17 protein-coding genes are annotated in these 16,631 nt (G+C 71.3%); 10 read left to right on the top strand and 7 right to left on the bottom strand.

Going from position 1 to position 16,631, the window contains the following annotated elements; genetic code table 11:
- The first annotated feature begins 51 nt into the window (after positions 1-51).
- The 4 genes from OHO83_RS19115 (at position 52) to OHO83_RS19100 (ending at position 6,588) form a co-directional block, all read left to right on the top strand.
- Positions 52-1,491 (top strand): ABC transporter permease, encoded by a 1,440-nt coding sequence (locus OHO83_RS19115; RefSeq protein ID WP_266673580.1) that lies wholly within the window; start codon positions 52-54, stop codon positions 1,489-1,491.
- 50 nt (positions 1,492-1,541) lie between these two features.
- Positions 1,542-2,228: an ABC transporter ATP-binding protein gene (locus tag OHO83_RS19110; RefSeq protein ID WP_266673581.1), complete on the top strand. Its 687-nt coding sequence runs from the start codon at positions 1,542-1,544 to the stop codon at positions 2,226-2,228.
- Between the two features lie 151 nt (positions 2,229-2,379).
- Positions 2,380-5,682 carry a S8 family peptidase gene (locus OHO83_RS19105; RefSeq protein ID WP_330279658.1) on the top strand — a complete coding sequence of 1,101 codons (3,303 nt, stop codon included), beginning with the start codon at positions 2,380-2,382 and terminating at the stop codon, positions 5,680-5,682.
- 135 nt (positions 5,683-5,817) lie between these two features.
- Positions 5,818-6,588, top strand: a complete 771-nt coding sequence (locus tag OHO83_RS19100; RefSeq protein ID WP_266673583.1) for a group II truncated hemoglobin — start codon at positions 5,818-5,820, stop codon at positions 6,586-6,588.
- Between the two features lie 94 nt (positions 6,589-6,682).
- On the opposite strand, the gene OHO83_RS19095 is transcribed toward OHO83_RS19100, so the two are convergent.
- Positions 6,683-7,615, bottom strand: coding sequence for a helix-turn-helix domain-containing protein (locus OHO83_RS19095; protein WP_266673584.1), 933 nt, complete (start codon positions 7,613-7,615; stop codon positions 6,683-6,685).
- 148 nt (positions 7,616-7,763) lie between these two features.
- Here OHO83_RS19095 and OHO83_RS19090 point away from each other — a divergent pair, with 148 nt between their 5' ends.
- The 4 genes from OHO83_RS19090 (at position 7,764) to OHO83_RS19075 (ending at position 10,850) form a co-directional block, all read left to right on the top strand.
- On the top strand, positions 7,764-8,804 hold the full coding sequence (locus OHO83_RS19090; RefSeq protein ID WP_323187002.1) for an NAD(P)-dependent alcohol dehydrogenase: 1,041 nt from the start codon (positions 7,764-7,766) through the stop codon (positions 8,802-8,804).
- Between the two features lie 124 nt (positions 8,805-8,928).
- Entirely contained in the window at positions 8,929-9,285 is a 357-nt protein-coding gene (locus tag OHO83_RS19085; RefSeq protein ID WP_329434164.1) for a DUF1330 domain-containing protein, read from the top strand.
- Positions 9,286-9,367: 82 nt separating this feature from the next.
- Positions 9,368-9,775, top strand: a complete 408-nt coding sequence (locus OHO83_RS19080) for a helix-turn-helix domain-containing protein (protein WP_330279657.1) — start codon at positions 9,368-9,370, stop codon at positions 9,773-9,775.
- 136 nt (positions 9,776-9,911) lie between these two features.
- Positions 9,912-10,850, top strand: a complete 939-nt coding sequence (locus OHO83_RS19075) for a hypothetical protein (RefSeq protein WP_330279656.1) — start codon at positions 9,912-9,914, stop codon at positions 10,848-10,850.
- A gap of 84 nt (positions 10,851-10,934) precedes the next feature.
- On the opposite strand, the gene OHO83_RS19070 is transcribed toward OHO83_RS19075, so the two are convergent.
- Both OHO83_RS19070 and OHO83_RS19065 read right to left on the bottom strand, forming a co-directional pair.
- Complete coding sequence (locus OHO83_RS19070; RefSeq protein WP_330279655.1) at positions 10,935-11,399, bottom strand: hypothetical protein; 465 nt, start codon at positions 11,397-11,399, stop codon at positions 10,935-10,937.
- Between the two features lie 49 nt (positions 11,400-11,448).
- Entirely contained in the window at positions 11,449-11,910 is a 462-nt protein-coding gene (locus tag OHO83_RS19065; RefSeq protein WP_330279654.1) for a hypothetical protein, read from the bottom strand.
- A gap of 396 nt (positions 11,911-12,306) precedes the next feature.
- Here OHO83_RS19065 and msrA point away from each other — a divergent pair, with 396 nt between their 5' ends.
- Positions 12,307-12,819 carry a peptide-methionine (S)-S-oxide reductase MsrA gene (gene msrA / locus OHO83_RS19060; RefSeq protein ID WP_266673594.1) on the top strand — a complete coding sequence of 171 codons (513 nt, stop codon included), beginning with the start codon at positions 12,307-12,309 and terminating at the stop codon, positions 12,817-12,819.
- Positions 12,820-12,848: 29 nt separating this feature from the next.
- Here msrA and OHO83_RS19055 read toward each other — a convergent pair whose 3' ends face one another.
- Positions 12,849-13,958 (bottom strand): hypothetical protein, encoded by a 1,110-nt coding sequence (locus tag OHO83_RS19055; RefSeq protein WP_330279653.1) that lies wholly within the window; start codon positions 13,956-13,958, stop codon positions 12,849-12,851.
- A gap of 91 nt (positions 13,959-14,049) precedes the next feature.
- On the opposite strand from OHO83_RS19055, the gene OHO83_RS19050 reads away from it, so the two are divergent.
- Positions 14,050-15,222: a cystathionine gamma-synthase gene (locus OHO83_RS19050; protein ID WP_266673598.1), complete on the top strand. Its 1,173-nt coding sequence runs from the start codon at positions 14,050-14,052 to the stop codon at positions 15,220-15,222.
- Positions 15,223-15,255: 33 nt separating this feature from the next.
- Here the strand turns inward: OHO83_RS19050 and OHO83_RS19045 are convergent, their stop codons facing one another.
- From OHO83_RS19045 to OHO83_RS19035, 3 genes are all read right to left on the bottom strand, one after another.
- A complete protein-coding gene (locus OHO83_RS19045; RefSeq protein WP_329434159.1) occupies positions 15,256-15,507 on the bottom strand; it encodes a hypothetical protein in 252 nt (83 codons plus the stop codon).
- Positions 15,504-16,001, bottom strand: a complete 498-nt coding sequence (locus OHO83_RS19040; protein WP_266673602.1) for a sigma factor-like helix-turn-helix DNA-binding protein — start codon at positions 15,999-16,001, stop codon at positions 15,504-15,506. Before OHO83_RS19040 ends, OHO83_RS19045 begins: the two co-directional genes overlap by 4 nt.
- Positions 16,002-16,107: 106 nt before the next feature.
- On the bottom strand, positions 16,108-16,608 hold the full coding sequence (locus OHO83_RS19035) for a MarR family winged helix-turn-helix transcriptional regulator (protein WP_116510573.1): 501 nt from the start codon (positions 16,606-16,608) through the stop codon (positions 16,108-16,110).
- Positions 16,609-16,631 lie beyond the last annotated feature (23 nt).

Below are 16,631 nucleotides of genomic sequence, written 5' to 3'. Positions count from 1 at the left end.
CTCTTATCCCGGCCTTATCCGATCATCACGGTGTGTCCCTAGCTTCACGGCATGTTCTTCACCTACCTGAGGCGCGAACTGCGCCGCCGCAGAAAGGCGGCCCTCGTCGTCGCCTCCGGGCTCGCGCTCGGCATCGCGCTGGTCATCGTGGTCAACTCCGTGTCCTCCGGCATGAACCAGGCCCAGGACAAGGTCCTCCAGTCCCTGTACGGCCTCGGCACCGACATGACCGTCACCAAGGCCGCCGAGGCACCCAAGAGCGGGGAGACCGGCCGGCCGCGTTTCGAGTTCGGCGCCAAGGACGACGGCGAGGAGCAGAGCAGCGACCGCGTCATGGTGCAGGGCTTCCAGACCCTCGCCTCGTCGACCGTCGCGAAGGTCGCCGGGCAGAAGGGCGTCGCCGACTCGGTGGGCGGCCTCAGCCTCCAGGTGATGAAGGTCAGCGGCGAGTTCAAGCGCGGCCAGTTCAAGCAGGACCAGAGCGGCGGCGCCACGGGCCAGGGCGGTCCGGGCGGCTCCGGCGGCCAGCCGCAGGGCCGGGTCGAGGGCGGCGGCGCCTCCTTCGACGTCAACTCCTACAGCGTGTACGGCACCGACGTCGCCAAGCAGGGCCTCGGCCCCCTCACCTCCTCCAAGGTCACCAAGGGGCGCACGTTCAAGACGTCCGAGACCGACGCCAAGGTCGCCGTGGCCGACACGTCGTACGCCAAGGAGAAGAAGCTCGCCCTCGGCGACACCGTCAAGATCAAGGGCGTCAAGTACAAGCTCATCGGCATCGCGACGCCCGACAGCGGTGACGCGGCCGCCAATCTGTACGTGCCGCTGAAGCAGGCGCAGACCCTCGCCGGCGCCAAGAACAAGATCACCACGGTCTATGTGAAGGCGACCGACTCGCAGCAGATCTCCGCGGTCAAGGCCACCATCCAGAAGAACATCTCCGGTACGACGGTGACCACGTCGGCCGACCTCGCCGACACCGTCTCGGGCTCCCTGTCCACCGCGTCCGACCTCGCCGCGAACGTCGGCAAGTGGCTCTCCATCGCCGTGCTCGTCGCCGCGTTCCTCGTCGCGGGGCTGCTCACCTCGTCGGCGGTCTCCCGCCGCGTACGGGAGTTCGGCACGCTCAAGGCGCTCGGCTGGAAGTCAGGCCGCGTCACCCGCCAGGTCGTCGGCGAGGCCGTCGTCAACGGGCTCGTCGGCGGCGCCCTCGGCATAGCCGTCGGCCTCGCGGGCGCCTACGCCGTCACCGCGATCAGCCCCACCCTCACCGCCGAGCTCGGCTCCGGCGCGGGCGGCGGCGCCACGGGCGGCCCCGGCATGCGCCAGAGCGCCGGCAAGACCCTCGACATCGCCCTCAGCGCTCCCGTCAGCGCCACCACCATCACGCTCGCCGTCGGCCTCGCCGTCGCCGGAGGCCTGATCGCCGGCGCCTTCGGCGGCTGGCGCGCCTCCCGGCTGCGCCCGGCCGACGCCCTGCGCCGCGTCGAGTAGCCGCACCGCGCGGCCTCCCGAACACCTCTACGTACCGCAGGAGTTGCACCATGTATCAGCTGAGAGGCGTCACCAAGCAGTACCGGCGCGGCAAGGACACCGTCGACGCGCTCGCCGGGGTGGACCTGACCATCGGCGACGGCGACCGGCTCGTCATCCAGGGCCCCACCGGCGGCGGCAAGTCCACCCTCCTCCAGATGCTCGGCGGGCTCGACCGGCCGACCGCGGGCAGCATCGAGCTCGACGGCGTCGACCTGGCGAAGCTCCCGGAGGCGCGGCTCACCAAGTTCCGCGCCGAGTCCATCGGGTTCGTGTTCCAGAGCTTCAACCTGATCCCGACGCTGAACGCGCAGGAGAACGTCGAGACGGCCCTCGTGCCGCTCGGCCTCAAGGCCGCCGACCGCCGCGAACGCGCCGCGCAGGCCCTGAACTCGGTCGGTCTCGGCGAGCGGCTCGGTCATCTGCCCTCGGAGATGTCCGGCGGTCAGCAGCAGCGCGTCGCCATCGCCCGCGCCCTCGTCAAGAACCCCAAGGTGCTGCTCGCCGACGAGCCCACCGGAAACCTCGACGAGTCCATGCGCGACGAGATCATGGACGTGCTCGAGACCCTGTGGAAGGAGCACGGGCTGACCTTCATCATGGTCACCCACGACTCGTCGATCGCCCGCAGGGCGCCGCGGCTCGCCACCATCCGCAAGGGCCGGATCACCATCACCGAAAACTCAAAAGCTGTCTGATTTCGATCGCTTCCGTGCACAACCCGTGGCCCCCCTGCATCATCTCTCTGCAGGGGGGCCGCTCGGGTCTCCCGCCGGTGAACTACCGTCACCAGGGGGAAAGTTGCACAGACAGGCACGAATAACCTCGAAGAGACTGAGCGCCACGACGGTGGCCGCCGCGGCGGCCGTCGTCCTCACCGCGGGTCTGACCACCCCGGCCGTGGCCGCCGCCCCAGCGGCGCAGTCCGGCGAGGCCGCGAAGGCCGCGCCCAAGCAGCACCTCACGCTCATCACCGGCGACCGCGTCACTCTCGACGCGAAGGGGAAGCCGGTCGGCTACCAGCACGCCAAGGGCCGTGAGCACATCCCCGCGCAGACGCGCACCGTCGGCGGCCACACCCTCGTGGTGCCGGCCGACGCACAGCGCCTGGTCGCGAGCGGCAAGCTCGACCAGCGGCTCTTCGACGTCACCGAGCTCTCCAAGTCGGCCAACCGCAAGGCCCAGAAGCACGGCCTCAAGGTGATCGTCGGCTACCGGGGCGCCGCGACCGCCGCCCGCGCCGACGTGCGCGACGCGGGTGACACGACGGTCCGCAGGACCCTCACGTCCCTGAACGCGGACGCCGTCACCACGCCCAAGCAGGACGCCACCCGCCTCTGGGACGCCGTCACGACCTCCCGGGGCGGCACCGCCTCCGGCATCAGCCGCATCTGGCTCGACGGCGTGCGCAAGGCCAGCCTCGACAAGTCGGTCCCGCAGATCGGCGCGCCCAAGGCGTGGGCGGCCGGCTACGACGGCAAGGGCGTCAAGATCGCCGTCCTGGACACGGGCGTCGACGCGACCCACCCCGACCTCAAGGGCCAGGTCGTCGGCGAGAAGAACTTCTCCACCTCCGCCGACGCGGTGGACCGTTTCGGCCACGGCACGCACGTCGCGTCCATCGCCGCCGGTACGGGAGCCAAGTCCGGCGGCAAGTTCAAGGGCGTCGCCCCCGGCGCCAAGCTGCTCAACGGCAAGGTCCTCAGCGACGACGGCTACGGCGACGACTCCGGCATCCTCGCCGGCATGGAGTGGGCGGCCGACCAGGGCGCCGACGTCGTCAACCTCAGCCTCGGCGGCGGCGACACCCCCGAGATCGACCCGCTCGAGGCCGAGGTCAACAAGCTGTCCGCGGAGAAGGGCATCCTGTTCGCCATCGCCGCGGGCAACGAAGGCGAGTTCGGCGACTCGACCGTCGGCTCCCCGGGCAGCGCGGACGCCGCCCTGACCGTCGGCGCGGTCGACGACAACGACAAGCTGGCCGACTTCTCCAGCCGTGGCCCGCGCATCGGCGACGGCGCCGTCAAGCCGGACGTCACCGCCCCCGGCGTCGACATCACGGCCGCGGCCGCCCCGGGCAGCGTCATCGACAAGGAGGTCGGCGAGAACCCCGCCGGCTACCTCACGATCTCCGGTACGTCGATGGCGACCCCGCACGTCGCGGGTGCCGCCGCGATCCTCAAGCAGGAGCACCCGGACTGGAAGTCCACCGAGCTCAAGGGTGTCCTCACCGGCTCCACCAAGGGCGGCAAGTACACGCCGTTCGAGCAGGGTTCGGGCCGCATCCAGGTCGACCAGGCCATCAAGCAGACCGTGTTCGCCGAGCCCGTCTCGGTGAGCTTCGGCGTCGCGCAGTGGCCGCACACCGACGACGCCGCGATCACCAAGAAGGTGACGTACAGGAACACCGGTGACAAGGACGTCACCCTCGACCTGACGGCCACCGGCACCAACCCGAAGGGCCAGGCCGCCCCGGCCGGCTTCTTCAAGCTCGGCGCGACGAAGGTGACCGTCCCCGCGGGCGGCACCGCCTCCGTCGACCTGACCGCGAACACGAAGCTCGGCGGCACGGTCGACGGCGCGTACTCCGCGTACGTCGTGGCGACGGGCGGCGGTCAGTCCGTGCGCACCGCGGCCGCCGTGCAGCGCGAGGTCGAGTCGTACGACGTGACGCTCAAGCACATCGGGCGGGACGGCAAGGACGCCCAGGGCTACGAGACCTCCCTGGCCGGCATCGGCACGGACGCGACGTTCGACGCCTACGACCCGAACTCGGGCACCGTCAAGGTCCGTGTCCCCAAGGGCAGTTACATCCTGAACGAGTACCTGGTGGCCGACCCCGAGGACTTCTCCAAGGGCGCCGACTGGCTGGTGCAGCCGAAGCTGGACGTCACCAGGAACACGACGGTCACGCTCGACGCCCGCACCACCAAGCCCGTCGACGTCACCGTCCCGGACACCGCCGCCAAGGGCATCCTGGCCGCACCCGAGTTCGCGCTCGACACCGCCGACTCCTCGTCCGGCTACGGCTGGATCCTGGACTCGTACACCAACTTCCGCACCGCCGGCCTCGGCCCGGAGCCGACCGGCGTCAAGCTCCGGCAGCAGTGGACCGGTGTGTGGGCGAAGGGCACCGACACCGAGTACGACACCGTCGCGGGCGGCGCCGTCAAGAAGCTCGCCACCGGCTACACCAAGCACTACAAGGCGAGCGACCTCGCCACGGTGAAGGTCGGGCTCGGCGGTGCGGCCAAGGACAAGACCGGCTCGATCGGCGCCCTCGGCATGCTGCCCGTCAGCGACGGCGGCTGGAGCGTCGCCGTCGACCAGAAGCTCCCCGGCACCCGCACCCTGCACCTTTCCACCGGCGACAAGGTGAAGTGGGGCCTGGACTTCGCGCAGAACGGCCCCGAGGACAGCGACGGCTTCCCGACCGAGGAGGCCGCCTACACGCTGGGCACCCCCCAGTCGTTCCAGGGCGGCAAGGCGTACGAGAAGACGTTCAACACCGGCGTCTTCGGCCCCCGCATCGGCGGTGACTACGGCGTCTACCGCGACGGCAACGAGATCTACGGCAACCTGCCGATGTACGCCGACGGCAAGACCCACGCCGGCTACTCGCGGTACCTCTCGGTGAAGACCACCCTCTACAAGGGCAGCACCAAGGTCGGCGAGAACGACGACCCGCTGGTCGGCGAGAAGCCCTTCAAGGTCACCTCGGGCGACGCCGAGTACAAGCTGTCGACGTCCATCAAGCGCAGCGTCAAGATCGCCGCGGCCTCCACCCGCGTCGACGCCAGCTGGACGTTCCGCTCGAAGAAGCCGGCCTCCTCCGCCGAGGCGGCCAAGCTGCCGCTGTCCACGGTCCGCTTCGACGCGGCCGTCGGCCTCGACAGCACCGCCCCCGCCGACAGGACCCAGTCGGTTCCCGTCACCGTCCAGGGCGCGGCCGCGGGCAGCAACCTGAAGTCGCTGGCCGTGTACGTCTCCTACGACTACGGGCAGACGTGGAAGAAGCTGGACGTCAAGAACGGCAAGGTCACGGTGAAGAACCCGGCCAAGGGCAAGGCCGTCTCCTTCCACGCCAAGATCGCCGACAAGAAGGGCAACAAGTCGACGATCTCGGTCTACAACGCGTACTACGGCAAGTAGCCGCGACGCGTGGCGTAGGCGCGCTACGCCCGCCGGCGTAGTGACGGGCGTGGCCCGTTACGCCCAGCGCTGACAGCCCGGGTGGCCCGTCCCGACCTCATGGCCGGGGCGGGCCACCCGTGTTTTGCTGATGTCATGACGACGCAGACAGTCGAGTACATCCGCTACCGGATCCCCGGGGACCGGTCCGCCGAGTTCCTCGCGGCCTACACGCGCGCCGCCGGCCGGCTCGCCGCGGCGCCTCAGTGCGTCGACTACGAACTGGCGCGCTGCGAGGAGGACTTCGAGCACTTCATCCTGCGCATCACCTGGACCTCGACCGAGGACCACGTCGAGGGCTTCCGCAAGTCCGACCTCTTCCAGGACTTCCTCGCGGAGATCAGGCCGTACGTCGGCAACATCGACGAGATGCGCCACTACAAGCCCACCTCGGTGCGCGGCACCGGCGCGTCCGTGCCGAGCCTGTACGACTGGGCCGGCGGCGCCGACGCCTTCGCGCGGCTCACCGACGTCTTCTACGACAAGGTCCTCAAGGACGACCTCCTCGGCCCGCTCTTCGCGGACCTCCCGCCCGAGCACGCCGGGCACGTCGCCCTGTGGATCGGCGAGGTCTTCGGCGGCCCCGCCACCTACTCCGAACAGCAGGGCGGCCACAGCCACATGGTCGCCAAGCACGTCGGCAAGCACATCACGGAGCCGCAGCGCCGCCGCTGGGTCAATCTGATGCACGACGCGGCGGACGAGGCGGGCCTGCCGTCCGACGCCGAGTTCCGCTCGGCGTTCAGCGCTTACATCGAGTGGGGCACCCGGCTCGCCGTGTATTTCTCCGGCCCCGACGCGGCCCGGCCCGCCGAACAGCCCGTACCACTGTGGAACTGGGGGGCGGCGCCGCCCTATCAGCCGTAGAGCGGCCTTTCGTCACCGGTCGGGTGCGCCTTCCGCCGCCGGTCGGGTGGGGCCGTCGTCACCGGTCGGGTGCTCGTCACCGGTCGGGTGCTCGTCACCGGTCCGGGTGGGGTCGCAGGTTCTCGCCCAGGCCCGCCCGGACCGCGTCCGTGCCCCAGCTCGCGAGGAGGCGCAGCGCCTCGGCCGACGGGGAGCCCGGTTCCGCGTGGTAGACCACGAGATACTGCTCCTCGTCGTCGGGCAGGTTCATGCTCTCGTACGACAGGCTCAGCTCACCCACCAGCGGATGCCGCAGCCGCTTCACGCCGTGGCTCTTCTCCTTGACGTCGTGCGTCGCCCACAGTCGCCTGAACTCCTCGCTCTTGACGGAGAGTTCACCCACCAGCGCCGACAGCTCCGGGTCGTCCGGGTGGCAGCCCGCGTACAGCCGCAGATAGCTGACCATGTCGGACGCCTTGGAATCCCACTCCACGAACAGGTCACGGTAGGCCGGGGCGAGGAACACCATCCGCGCCCAGTTCCGCTCCCGGGGCGGCAGCTCGCTCCAGTCGCCGAAGACCGCCGCGGCCATCCGGTTCCAGGCGAGCACCTCGGAGCGCCGGCCGGACACGTACGCGGGCACGCCCTCCAGGCTGTCGAGCAGATGCCGCAGCGCCCCGCGCACCTGCTGCTGCTCCCGTGAGGCCCGCTTCTTCTTGTGCTGCTTCGGCTTCGCCAGATGCGTCAGATGCGCGTGCTCCGCGTCCGTGAGGTGCAGGGCGCGCGCGATCGCGTCGAGCACCTCCGCCGACACGTTCCGCCCGTTCCCCTGCTCCAGGCGCGTGTAGTACGCCACCGACACCCCGGCCAGCTGCGCCAGCTCCTCGCGGCGCAGGCCCGGCACGCGCCGGTGCCTGCCGAAGTCCGGCAGCCCCACGTCCTGCGGCTTCAGCCGGGCCCGCCGGGTGCGCAGGAACTCGCTCAGCTCGGCACGCCGGTCCAGCGGCTCGCCGGCGGCCGGGGCGGCGCGGGTCCCGTCATCGTCCATGCCTCCAGTATCGCCGGGCCGTCACAGTCGTACGAAGGTGTTCCTGACCCCGCCAGTAGTAGGACCAGTGGGCGTACGCAAAGCGGGGCAAGGCCCTGAGCCCGGAGGACGCCTCCGGCTGGGGCAGGCTGTATGCATGACCGCACAGATCACCACCGTCAGCGCCTACGCCGCACCCTCCGCAAAGGCTCCGCTGGAGCGCACCACCATTCCGCGCCGCCCGGTGGGCGAGTTCGACGTCCTGATCGACATCAAGTTCGCCGGCATCTGCCACTCCGACATCCACCAGGCCCGCGACGGCTGGGGCGAGGGCATCTTCCCGATGGTCCCCGGCCACGAGATCGCCGGCATCGTCACCGAGGTGGGACCCGGCGTGACCAAGTTCGCCGTCGGCGACCGCGTCGGCGTCGGCTGCATGGTCGACTCCTGCCGCGAGTGCGACAACTGCAAGGCGGGCCTGGAGCAGTACTGCGCCAAGGGCAACGTCGGCACGTACAACGCCCTCGACAAGAACGGCGAGCCCACCTACGGCGGCTACTCCACCCACATCGTCGTCGACGAGAACTACACCGTCGGCATCCCCGCGGGCCTCGCCCTCGACGAGGCCGCGCCGCTGCTGTGCGCGGGCATCACCACGTACTCCCCGCTCCGGCACTGGAACGCGGGCCCCGGCAAGAAGGTCGCCGTCCTCGGCATGGGCGGCCTCGGCCACATGGGCGTCAAGATCGCGCACGCGCTCGGCGCCGAGGTGACCGTCCTGTCGCAGTCCCTGCGCAAGCAGGAGGATGGCCTCAAGCTGGGCGCCGACCACTACTACGCGACCAGCGACCCGAAGACCTTCGAGGAGCTGGCCGGCACCTTCGACATCATCCTGTCGACGGTCTCGGCCCCGCTCGACTTCGGCGCGTTCCTCTCGCTCCTGAAGACGGACGGCGCCCTGGTGAACGTGGGCGCCCCCGAGGAGCCCATCTCCATCAACCTGTTCTCCGTGATCGCGGGCCGCAAGTCCCTCTCCGGCTCCGGCATCGGCGGCATCCAGGAGACCCAGGAGATGCTCGACTTCTGCGCCGAGCACGGCCTCGGTGCCGAGATCGAGCTGATCGAGGCGAGCCAGATCAACGAGGCGTACGAGCGCGTGCTCGCGAGCGACGTGCGGTACCGCTTCGTGATCGACACGGCGACGATCTGACCCCGGCCGTCGCCCGTCGCACGACCCGGGGCATCGCCCGGAGCATTACCTGAGGCGTAATCGACGGCCCGTCCGTCCCCCGGCAGGATCGAGTCATCGAACCGATCCTGCCGGGGAGGACCTCATGACCGCCTACGCCATCGCCGCTCTGCGCAACACCACCGTGCCGAACGAAGAGGTCTTCGACTACATGGAGCGCATCCAGTCGACCCTCGACCCGTTCGGCGGCCGCTTCCTCGTGCACGGCGCCCAGCTGGAGGACATCGAGGGGTCGTGGCCGGGGGGCGTCGTCGTCATCTCGTTCCCCGACAAGGCCGCGGCCCACGGCTGGTACGACTCCGACGCCTACCAGGAGCTCATCCCGCTGCGGACACGGAACCTGGACGGCGAGGTGATCTTCGTGGAAGGGGTTCCGGAGGGGTACGACCCGTCGAGCACGGCCGCGCGGATGCGGGCCGAGGCGGGGCGGGGGCGCGTGTGACGCGGGCCGGGTGCTGCGCCGGCCGTTATGCCGGGGGCAGAACGGCGGGCCGTACCGCGTGCACCGCTCCTAGGCTGAACCCGTGAGCAGCCACGCGTCGAACCACGCCCGCGTCATCCCTCTGCGCCCGGACCTGCGCCCGGACCTGCGTCCCGGCCCGGCGGAGTCTGCCGGGCCCCCGTCCAAGGAGCCGCTCTGGCGCGACATCGTGGGGGACGTCCTGCGCCGTGAGCGCCTCGCGCAGGAGCGCACGTTGAAGGACGTCGCCGACGCCGCCCGCATCTCCCTGCCGTACCTCTCCGAGATCGAGCGCGGCCTCAAAGAGGCGTCGTCGGAGGTCCTCGCGGCCGCCGCCCACGCCCTGGGCCTCGGCCTCGCCGACGTCCTGGCCCTCGGCCGGTCCGAACTGCTCCGCCTCACCGCTGCGGCCTCACGGCCCGCCGTCCACCGGGCGCCCGCGCGCCAGGGCGAGGTACGCCTCGCGGCGTGAGGACACCGTCCCGGACTCCGTGAGCACAGCCCGTTGTCAGTGGTCGCATCTACGCTGCGAGAGCGGCTGTGTGACGGCCGGCGGACGCAGGGGTTCATGACGTTCGCGGGGATGAGGAGCGGGGCGGGGGAGCGCGATGCTGATTGCGGTCATGGGGGCCGCCGGGGGAATCGTGGCGGCGGCCGTCGGCGCGGTCATCGCGGCGTGGGCGACGCTGCGGGCGCGGCGGAAGCAGGACGGGGCGATCCGCTTCGTCGACGTCACGGTGAAGGACGCGGAGTCGCTGCTCGCGGAGCCGGACGCGGACGTGCGTGTTCTGGGCGAACTGGTCCCCGAGCGCCCGGTCCTGGACATCGCCGTCTGCAACGAGGGCGACCTGGACGGCATCGTGCGACGCGTGCGGGTGGACGTGGAAGGCCTGCTCCACGTCCCCCCGATCGAGCCGCCGTTCGTCCTCGTCCTGCCCGGGGCGACGATCACCGCACCCCTGCCGGCGCAGCAGCGGAGAATGGGCCCGAGCGCCGCGTACGCCGTCAACTTCCCGCTCAGGGAAGGGAGTTACCGCCACTCTGTCAGTCAGCTGATCCCCGCGGGCGCCGTCGACAGATTCGCCGTGTCCCTGATGGCGACGGAGGCGGAGCGGGGCAGGGACTTCTACGGGGTGAGCCTGTCCCTCGACTGCGGCAGGACGAAGAGGGGCCGGACAAGCGAGACATGGGACGCGGTCCGGGTGCTGGCCTACGGACCCCCGGCCTGGGAAAGCCCCGACGAGATCAGGGAACGCCTGACCCGGATGGCCGACCGCGTGCGCGAACTGGCCCCGTCCGGCGGCGAGAGCGTCGGCGTGCTCTTCAACTCCACGGTCCACCCCGCCCGCACGGCGATGGACGACTACCTCACGGTCTACGAGAACAAGCTCAAGGTCCTGTCCACGGCGATCGGCGAGTGCCTGAAGCACGCCGCGGACGACACCCGGACACGGACCTGGCTGACGGAACTGGAGCGCGCCACCGAGGAGATCGAACCCCTGCGCCACCACGCGGCGGCGTTGCGCGCCTCGGGCGGCCACCCGTGACCGCGGCACGCCCGCCGAAACACTCGCTGATGCCCCGCCGATACGCCCGCCGATACGCCTGCTGATGTGGCGAGCCCACCCCGCCTATTCCTGCATGGCCCGCCGCGCGCCGACCTCGGTCGGATACTCGCGCACGGTGAGCGCGGCGACGCTCCAGCCCACGCAGAACGCGGCGAACGCCGGCATGACAGGAGCCGCGATCACCACGAGGCCACGGCCGAGGACGGCCAGACCGGTGGAGCGCCGGACGGAAGCACGCCGCGCGGCACGCGCCCGCCCGGGACGGGGCGGGTCCAGCAGGTCCCCGCGGTGCGCCCGCCGCTGCACGATCCAACCCCAGACGGCGCCCACACAGCCGGCGACGACCTGCGCCACGTCCCACACGGTGCGCACGCCCGACGGCAGCGCCTCACGGAAGCCCGAGTAGAGGCTCAGCGAGACGAAACAGAAGAACGCCGGCACGACCAGCCACAGCACACCGGTCCCGGTACGCCGCATCCAGTACCGCGCCCCGCGCTCGTACCAACTGGTCCCGAGCCCGGGCAGCACCGGAATCCGTCCACCGCCCGGCACGGGCGAGGCCCCCGCAGCGGGGACCTCAGAAGATGCTCTTGATGCCACCCCAGACGTCCTTCCCCAGTCGCTTGAAGTCGTCCCCGGTCTGGGAGAGGACATGACCGCTGCCGTGCAGCACACCGCCCACCACGCCGTCCTTGTGGATGCCCTCGCTCCAGTGCTCGTGGAAGGCGTGATCGATGACACCGGTCGCGCCGATCACGACCGCGCCGCCGACCCCGGCCACCACGGCCACGGGGACGTCGAAGGGTGCGGCGGCCACCAGGCCCGCGGTGATGGCCGTACCGGCGACGAGGCCGCCGACGTCGGCACCGCCGTCCACGGCTGTCGAGTGCTGCCAGGACCAGCCCTTGTCGTGGTCGTCCGGCGCCTCCAGCAGACCACACGTGCCCGCGGCGGCGAGATCCAGGACCGGGATCTCCTTGAGGAAGTCCGGGAGCTTCTCCACTCCCTCGCCGACGCGCGCGCAGCGCATCCGCGGCATCGGCCGGCTTCACGTTCAGAGCGCGGTCGTAGGGCAGCGCGGTGCTGCCGTGATCGGCGTGGGCGACGTCCTGCTCCAGCGACTCGACGTCCGCGACGGCGTCGCGATGGGCGCCCTTGGCGCGGAGGTCTCCGGGCAGCTGGCGTCCCTGCTGCTGGAACGTATCGCCGACCAGGGCACCCCCACCACCAGTCCGGTCCGCCGAAACGCCTGTTCTTTGCCCCCGAAGCCGCCATGTGGGAAACCGTGGCAAGCGAGTCGGCACCGCGGGGCGTGCCGGAAGGGCACGGAATCGCTTGGAACCCTCGCGCGTTGAGGACAGTGGACATGGGATGCCGGTGGTGTGCGAGCCGAGGAGCCCGAGTGACCGAGCTGACAGATATTGGAGGGGCCGAAATGGCTACGCAGACGCAGAGGGCCGTGCTGGCAGGCGGATGTTTCTGGGGGATGGAGGAGCTGATCCGTCGACTCCCAGGCGTGACGGCGACCCGGGTCGGATACACGGGGGGTGACGTGCCTGACGCGACGTACCGCAACCACGGCACGCACGCGGAGGCCATCGAGATCGTTTTCGACCCCGCGAAGACCGATTTCCGCGCGATGCTGGAGTTCTTCTTCCAGATCCACGACCCGAGCACCAAGAACCGCCAGGGCAACGACATCGGCATGAGCTACCGCTCGGCGATCTACTACGTGGACGACGAGCAGAAGCGGATCGCCGAGGACACGATCGCGGACGTGGACGCCTCCGGACTGTGGCCCGGCAAGGTTGTCACCGAGGTGGAGCCGGTCGGCCCCTTCTGGGAGGCCGAACCCGAGCACCAGGACTACCTGCAGCGTTACCCGGACGGCTACACCTGCCACTTCCCGCGCCCGGGATGGCGGCTGCCCGTCCGCACGGAGGGCTGACCGCCGGAACTCCGGTCCGCGCGGGGCGGTCAGTGGCGCAGTGTCGCCGGGCTTCCGCCGTTCGCCTCGTAGCCGGCGACCGCCAGCGCCCGGTACACCGCGTAGTCCGCGGCCGGGTCCGTGCCCGTCGTCCAGGGGAGCGCGCCGACGTGGCCGTCGACGTGGAGCAGCTGCTCCATCGCCTCGGCCCAGCGCTCGCAGCGGACCAGGAAGAACACCAGGAGATGGCGGACGTGGGCGAGCATCGGGTCGTCCGGGCGGGCGGCCTGCACAGCGAAGAGCGCGCCGTGGATCGACTTGGTGACGACCTCGCTCTGGTAGAAGCTGCGCACCAGATTGACGTCGGGCAGGTGCTCGTACAGCGCGAAGAGGGGGAGCGCGGCGAGGAGCGAGCCGCGCGGGGCGCGCGCGGCGGCGGCCTCGGCGAAGGCGAAGGCGAGCTCGCGCGAGCCGTGCCACTTCTCGCACCAGTACCGCAGGCCCGCGAGGTGGGCGCCCATGTGGCCCGGCGCCGTGTCGAGGATCTTGAGCCAGAGCTGCTCGAAGTCGTGCTGGGAGTACCCGAGGCCGCGGGCCACGGCGAGATGCGTGATGTGGGGGACCGGGTCGCCGGGGGCCAGGAGCGCCGCGTCCTCGCAGGCCGACCTGGCCTCCTCCAGGATGATCCGCCGCTCGTCGGCCTGGGCGTCACCGCCCGCGTTCCGCCAGGCCTGCTGGACCAGGAACTCCGCGAACACTTGCGCCCCGCCCGGGTCCTTGGGTTCCTGGGCACGCCACGCGTGGAGCCATCCGGCTCCGAGCCGCGGGGTCTGAGCGAGCTCCAGGGCGGCGGCGCCGGCGATCGCCTGCACACGCTCCCAGCGCTGCTCGCTCTCCCTGCCCGTGCCGGCGAGGAGCTGCTTGGCGGCGGTGAAGTCCTGGTTGCGCTGGACCACCGACATCACGTTCAACAGGTCCTGGTCGGGGCCGGGGAGCCGCACGTCCAGGTCCTCCTGGCGCATGAACCCGTACTCCGCCGGGTCCGCGGCGTCCGGTGAACCGGGTGCGACCTGGCGTATCCCGCCGCGCCTGCGCAGCAGGTACGGGCCGAGCACCGCCCCCAACATGACCACTGCCATCAGGACCCAGAGAATTCCCATGCGTACAAGCGAACCAGACGGGTCGGACAATTGGCGAACCAGGCCCGGTAGGGCCGCCGCGGGGCCTGTGCGCGCACTACGCTCTGGCCGCATGAGCGACACGCACAACAGCCAGAACGCCCACAGCGGTCACGGGTTCGAGACCGTGGCCATTCACGCGGGCAACACGGCCGACCCCCTGACGGGCGCCGTGGTCCCCCCGATCTACCAGGTCTCCACGTACAAGCAGGACGGCGTGGGAGGGCTGCGCGGCGGCTACGAGTACAGCCGCAGCGCCAACCCGACCAGGACCGCCCTGGAGGAGAACCTCGCCGCCCTCGAAGGCGGCCGCCGCGGCCTCGCGTTCGCCTCCGGGCTCGCCGCCGAGGACTGCCTCCTCCGTACGCTCCTCAGCCCCGGCGATCATGTGGTCATCCCGAACGACGCGTACGGCGGCACGTTCCGGCTGTTCGCGAAGGTCGTCTCGCGGTGGGGCGTGGAGTGGTCGGTCGCCGACACCAGCGACCCGGCCTCCGTGCGCGCGGCGCTCACGCCGAAGACCAAGGTCATCTGGGTCGAGACGCCGTCCAACCCGCTGCTCGGGATCACCGACGTCGCCGCCGTCGCGCAGGTCGCGCGGGAGGCGGGGGCGCGGCTCGTCGTCGACAACACCTTCGCGAGCCCGTACCTCCAGCAGCCGCTGGCCCTCGGCGCGGACGTCGTCGTGCACTCCCTGACCAAGTACATGGGCGGTCACTCGGACGTCGTCGGCGGCGCGCTGATCGTCGCCGACCCGGCGCTCGGCGACGAGCTGGCGTACCACCAGAACGCGATGGGCGCCGTCGCCGGGCCGATGGACGCCTGGCTCGTGCTGCGCGGCATCAAGACGCTGCCCGTGCGCATGGACCGGCACAGCGAGAACGCGACGAAGGTCGCCGACATGCTGTCCCGGCACGCGCGCGTGACGCGTGTCCTGTACCCGGGCCTTCCGGAGCACCCCGGCCACGAGGTCGCGGCCAAGCAGATGAAGGCGTTCGGCGGCATGGTGTCGTTCCAGGTCGAGGGCGGCGAGGAGGCCGCCGTCGCGGTCTGCGACCGGGCGAAGCTGTTCACCCTCGGCGAGTCCCTGGGCGGTGTGGAGTCCCTGATCGAGCACCCGGGACGCATGACGCACGCCTCGGTCGCGGGCTCGGCGCTCGAAGTGCCCAGCGACCTCGTACGGCTCTCCGTGGGCATCGAGTCGGCCGACGACCTGCTCGCCGACCTCCAGCAGGCGCTCGGCTGATCCCGCGCACGGCCTCCGGGAGGAGGCACGTGGTCACCAGCCCGTGAGGGGTGGAGTCGTCCCGGACGGCGGCTCCACCCAGGGCCTGGCCAGCAGGGCCCACACGAAGAACACGGTCGTCGCCAGGCACAGTGCCAGCCACATCAGACGGCGCACCACCCTCCTGCGGCGCAGGATCCGCCCGCCCCGGCGCACCGCCTCGGCGTGGATCCCGGGCGGCAGCGCTCCCTGGGCGGCTTCCAGGACCGCGCGGACCTCGCGTTCCCTGCGGGCCTGAGCGTTCATGACGGCACCTCCTCAAGGGCCGCCGCGTCCCCACGGGGGGCGGCCGGGGCGGGCCCGCGCGGCGGGTGCAGGACGAGCGCCATGGCGCGCGCGTGGATGGCGTGCACGCGCTCCATGGGGAGCCCGAGCAGCGCGGCCACCTGCTCCTCGCCGACCCCTTCGTACAGGCGCAGCACCAGGATCAGCCGCTCCTGCGGGCCCAGGTGTCGCAGCACTCCGCCGTACCCGCGGTGCTGGTGCCAGGCCGCGCGGGCGAAGCGCAGGGCGAGTTCCTTGCGGGCGCGGTCGTAGGGGTCCTCGCCGCGCAGCCGGTCCCAGGAGGCGTACGTCTGCGCGAGCGCCGACGTGAGCAGCTTCCGCGCGCGCGGGTTGTCGTCGGCCGGCTCCGTGGTGAGCAGGGTCGCGGCATGGAGCAGCCGCCCTGCCGCGCCCGCGACGAACGCCTCGAACTCCCGGGCCCGGCGGGCGTCCTGGAACGCGCGCCGTTCTCGCACCGCACCTCCAGCCGGGCCGCCGGGCGGCCGGTCACCGGGACGGGACGGGCCCCGGCCGCATGCGACAGGGGCCCGGTCTCATATGAGGGCAGGTGCGGGCCCGGGGTCAAGAGCCGGGAGCGGCTTCCCCGGACGGGGCGGGCTGGCCCGTCTGCCGCGCGGACAGCGCGGTGTTGAAGCGCGTGAGGAGCGCACAGAACTGTTCGCGCTCCTGCGGGGTCCACTCCTGCGTCAACTCGGCCATGAGGGACCGCCTGGACGTGCGTACCTCGTCGAGCCGGGCGAGGCCGCGCGGCGAGAGCTGGAGGACGACCGCGCGCCCGTCCTCCGGGTGGGACGTCCGCTTGACGAGGCCCGTGTCGACGAGCGGCGCGACCTGACGTGTCACCGTCGACGAGTCGATGCCCATGCTCGCGGCGAGCGCCTTGACGCCCATGGGGCCTTCCTTGTCCAGGCGGTTGAGCAGCAGATACGCGGCTCGGTCCATCGAGTTGCGCACCTGGCCGACTCCGCCGAGCCGGGTCTGTTCGGCACGGCGGGCGAAGACCGCCACCTGGTGCTGCAGGGTTTCGAGGAGGCCGGTGTCGCCGGCGGTCGTCATGTCCATCGTTTCCGGTGGTGTGGGCATGG

It is taken from the genome of Streptomyces sp. NBC_00569 (assembly GCF_036345255.1).
In the GTDB taxonomy this organism is placed as follows: Bacteria; Actinomycetota; Actinomycetes; order Streptomycetales; family Streptomycetaceae; genus Streptomyces.
The sequence above is the reverse complement of the archived record's forward strand: the minus strand, read 5'-3'. Positions and strand labels throughout refer to the sequence as shown.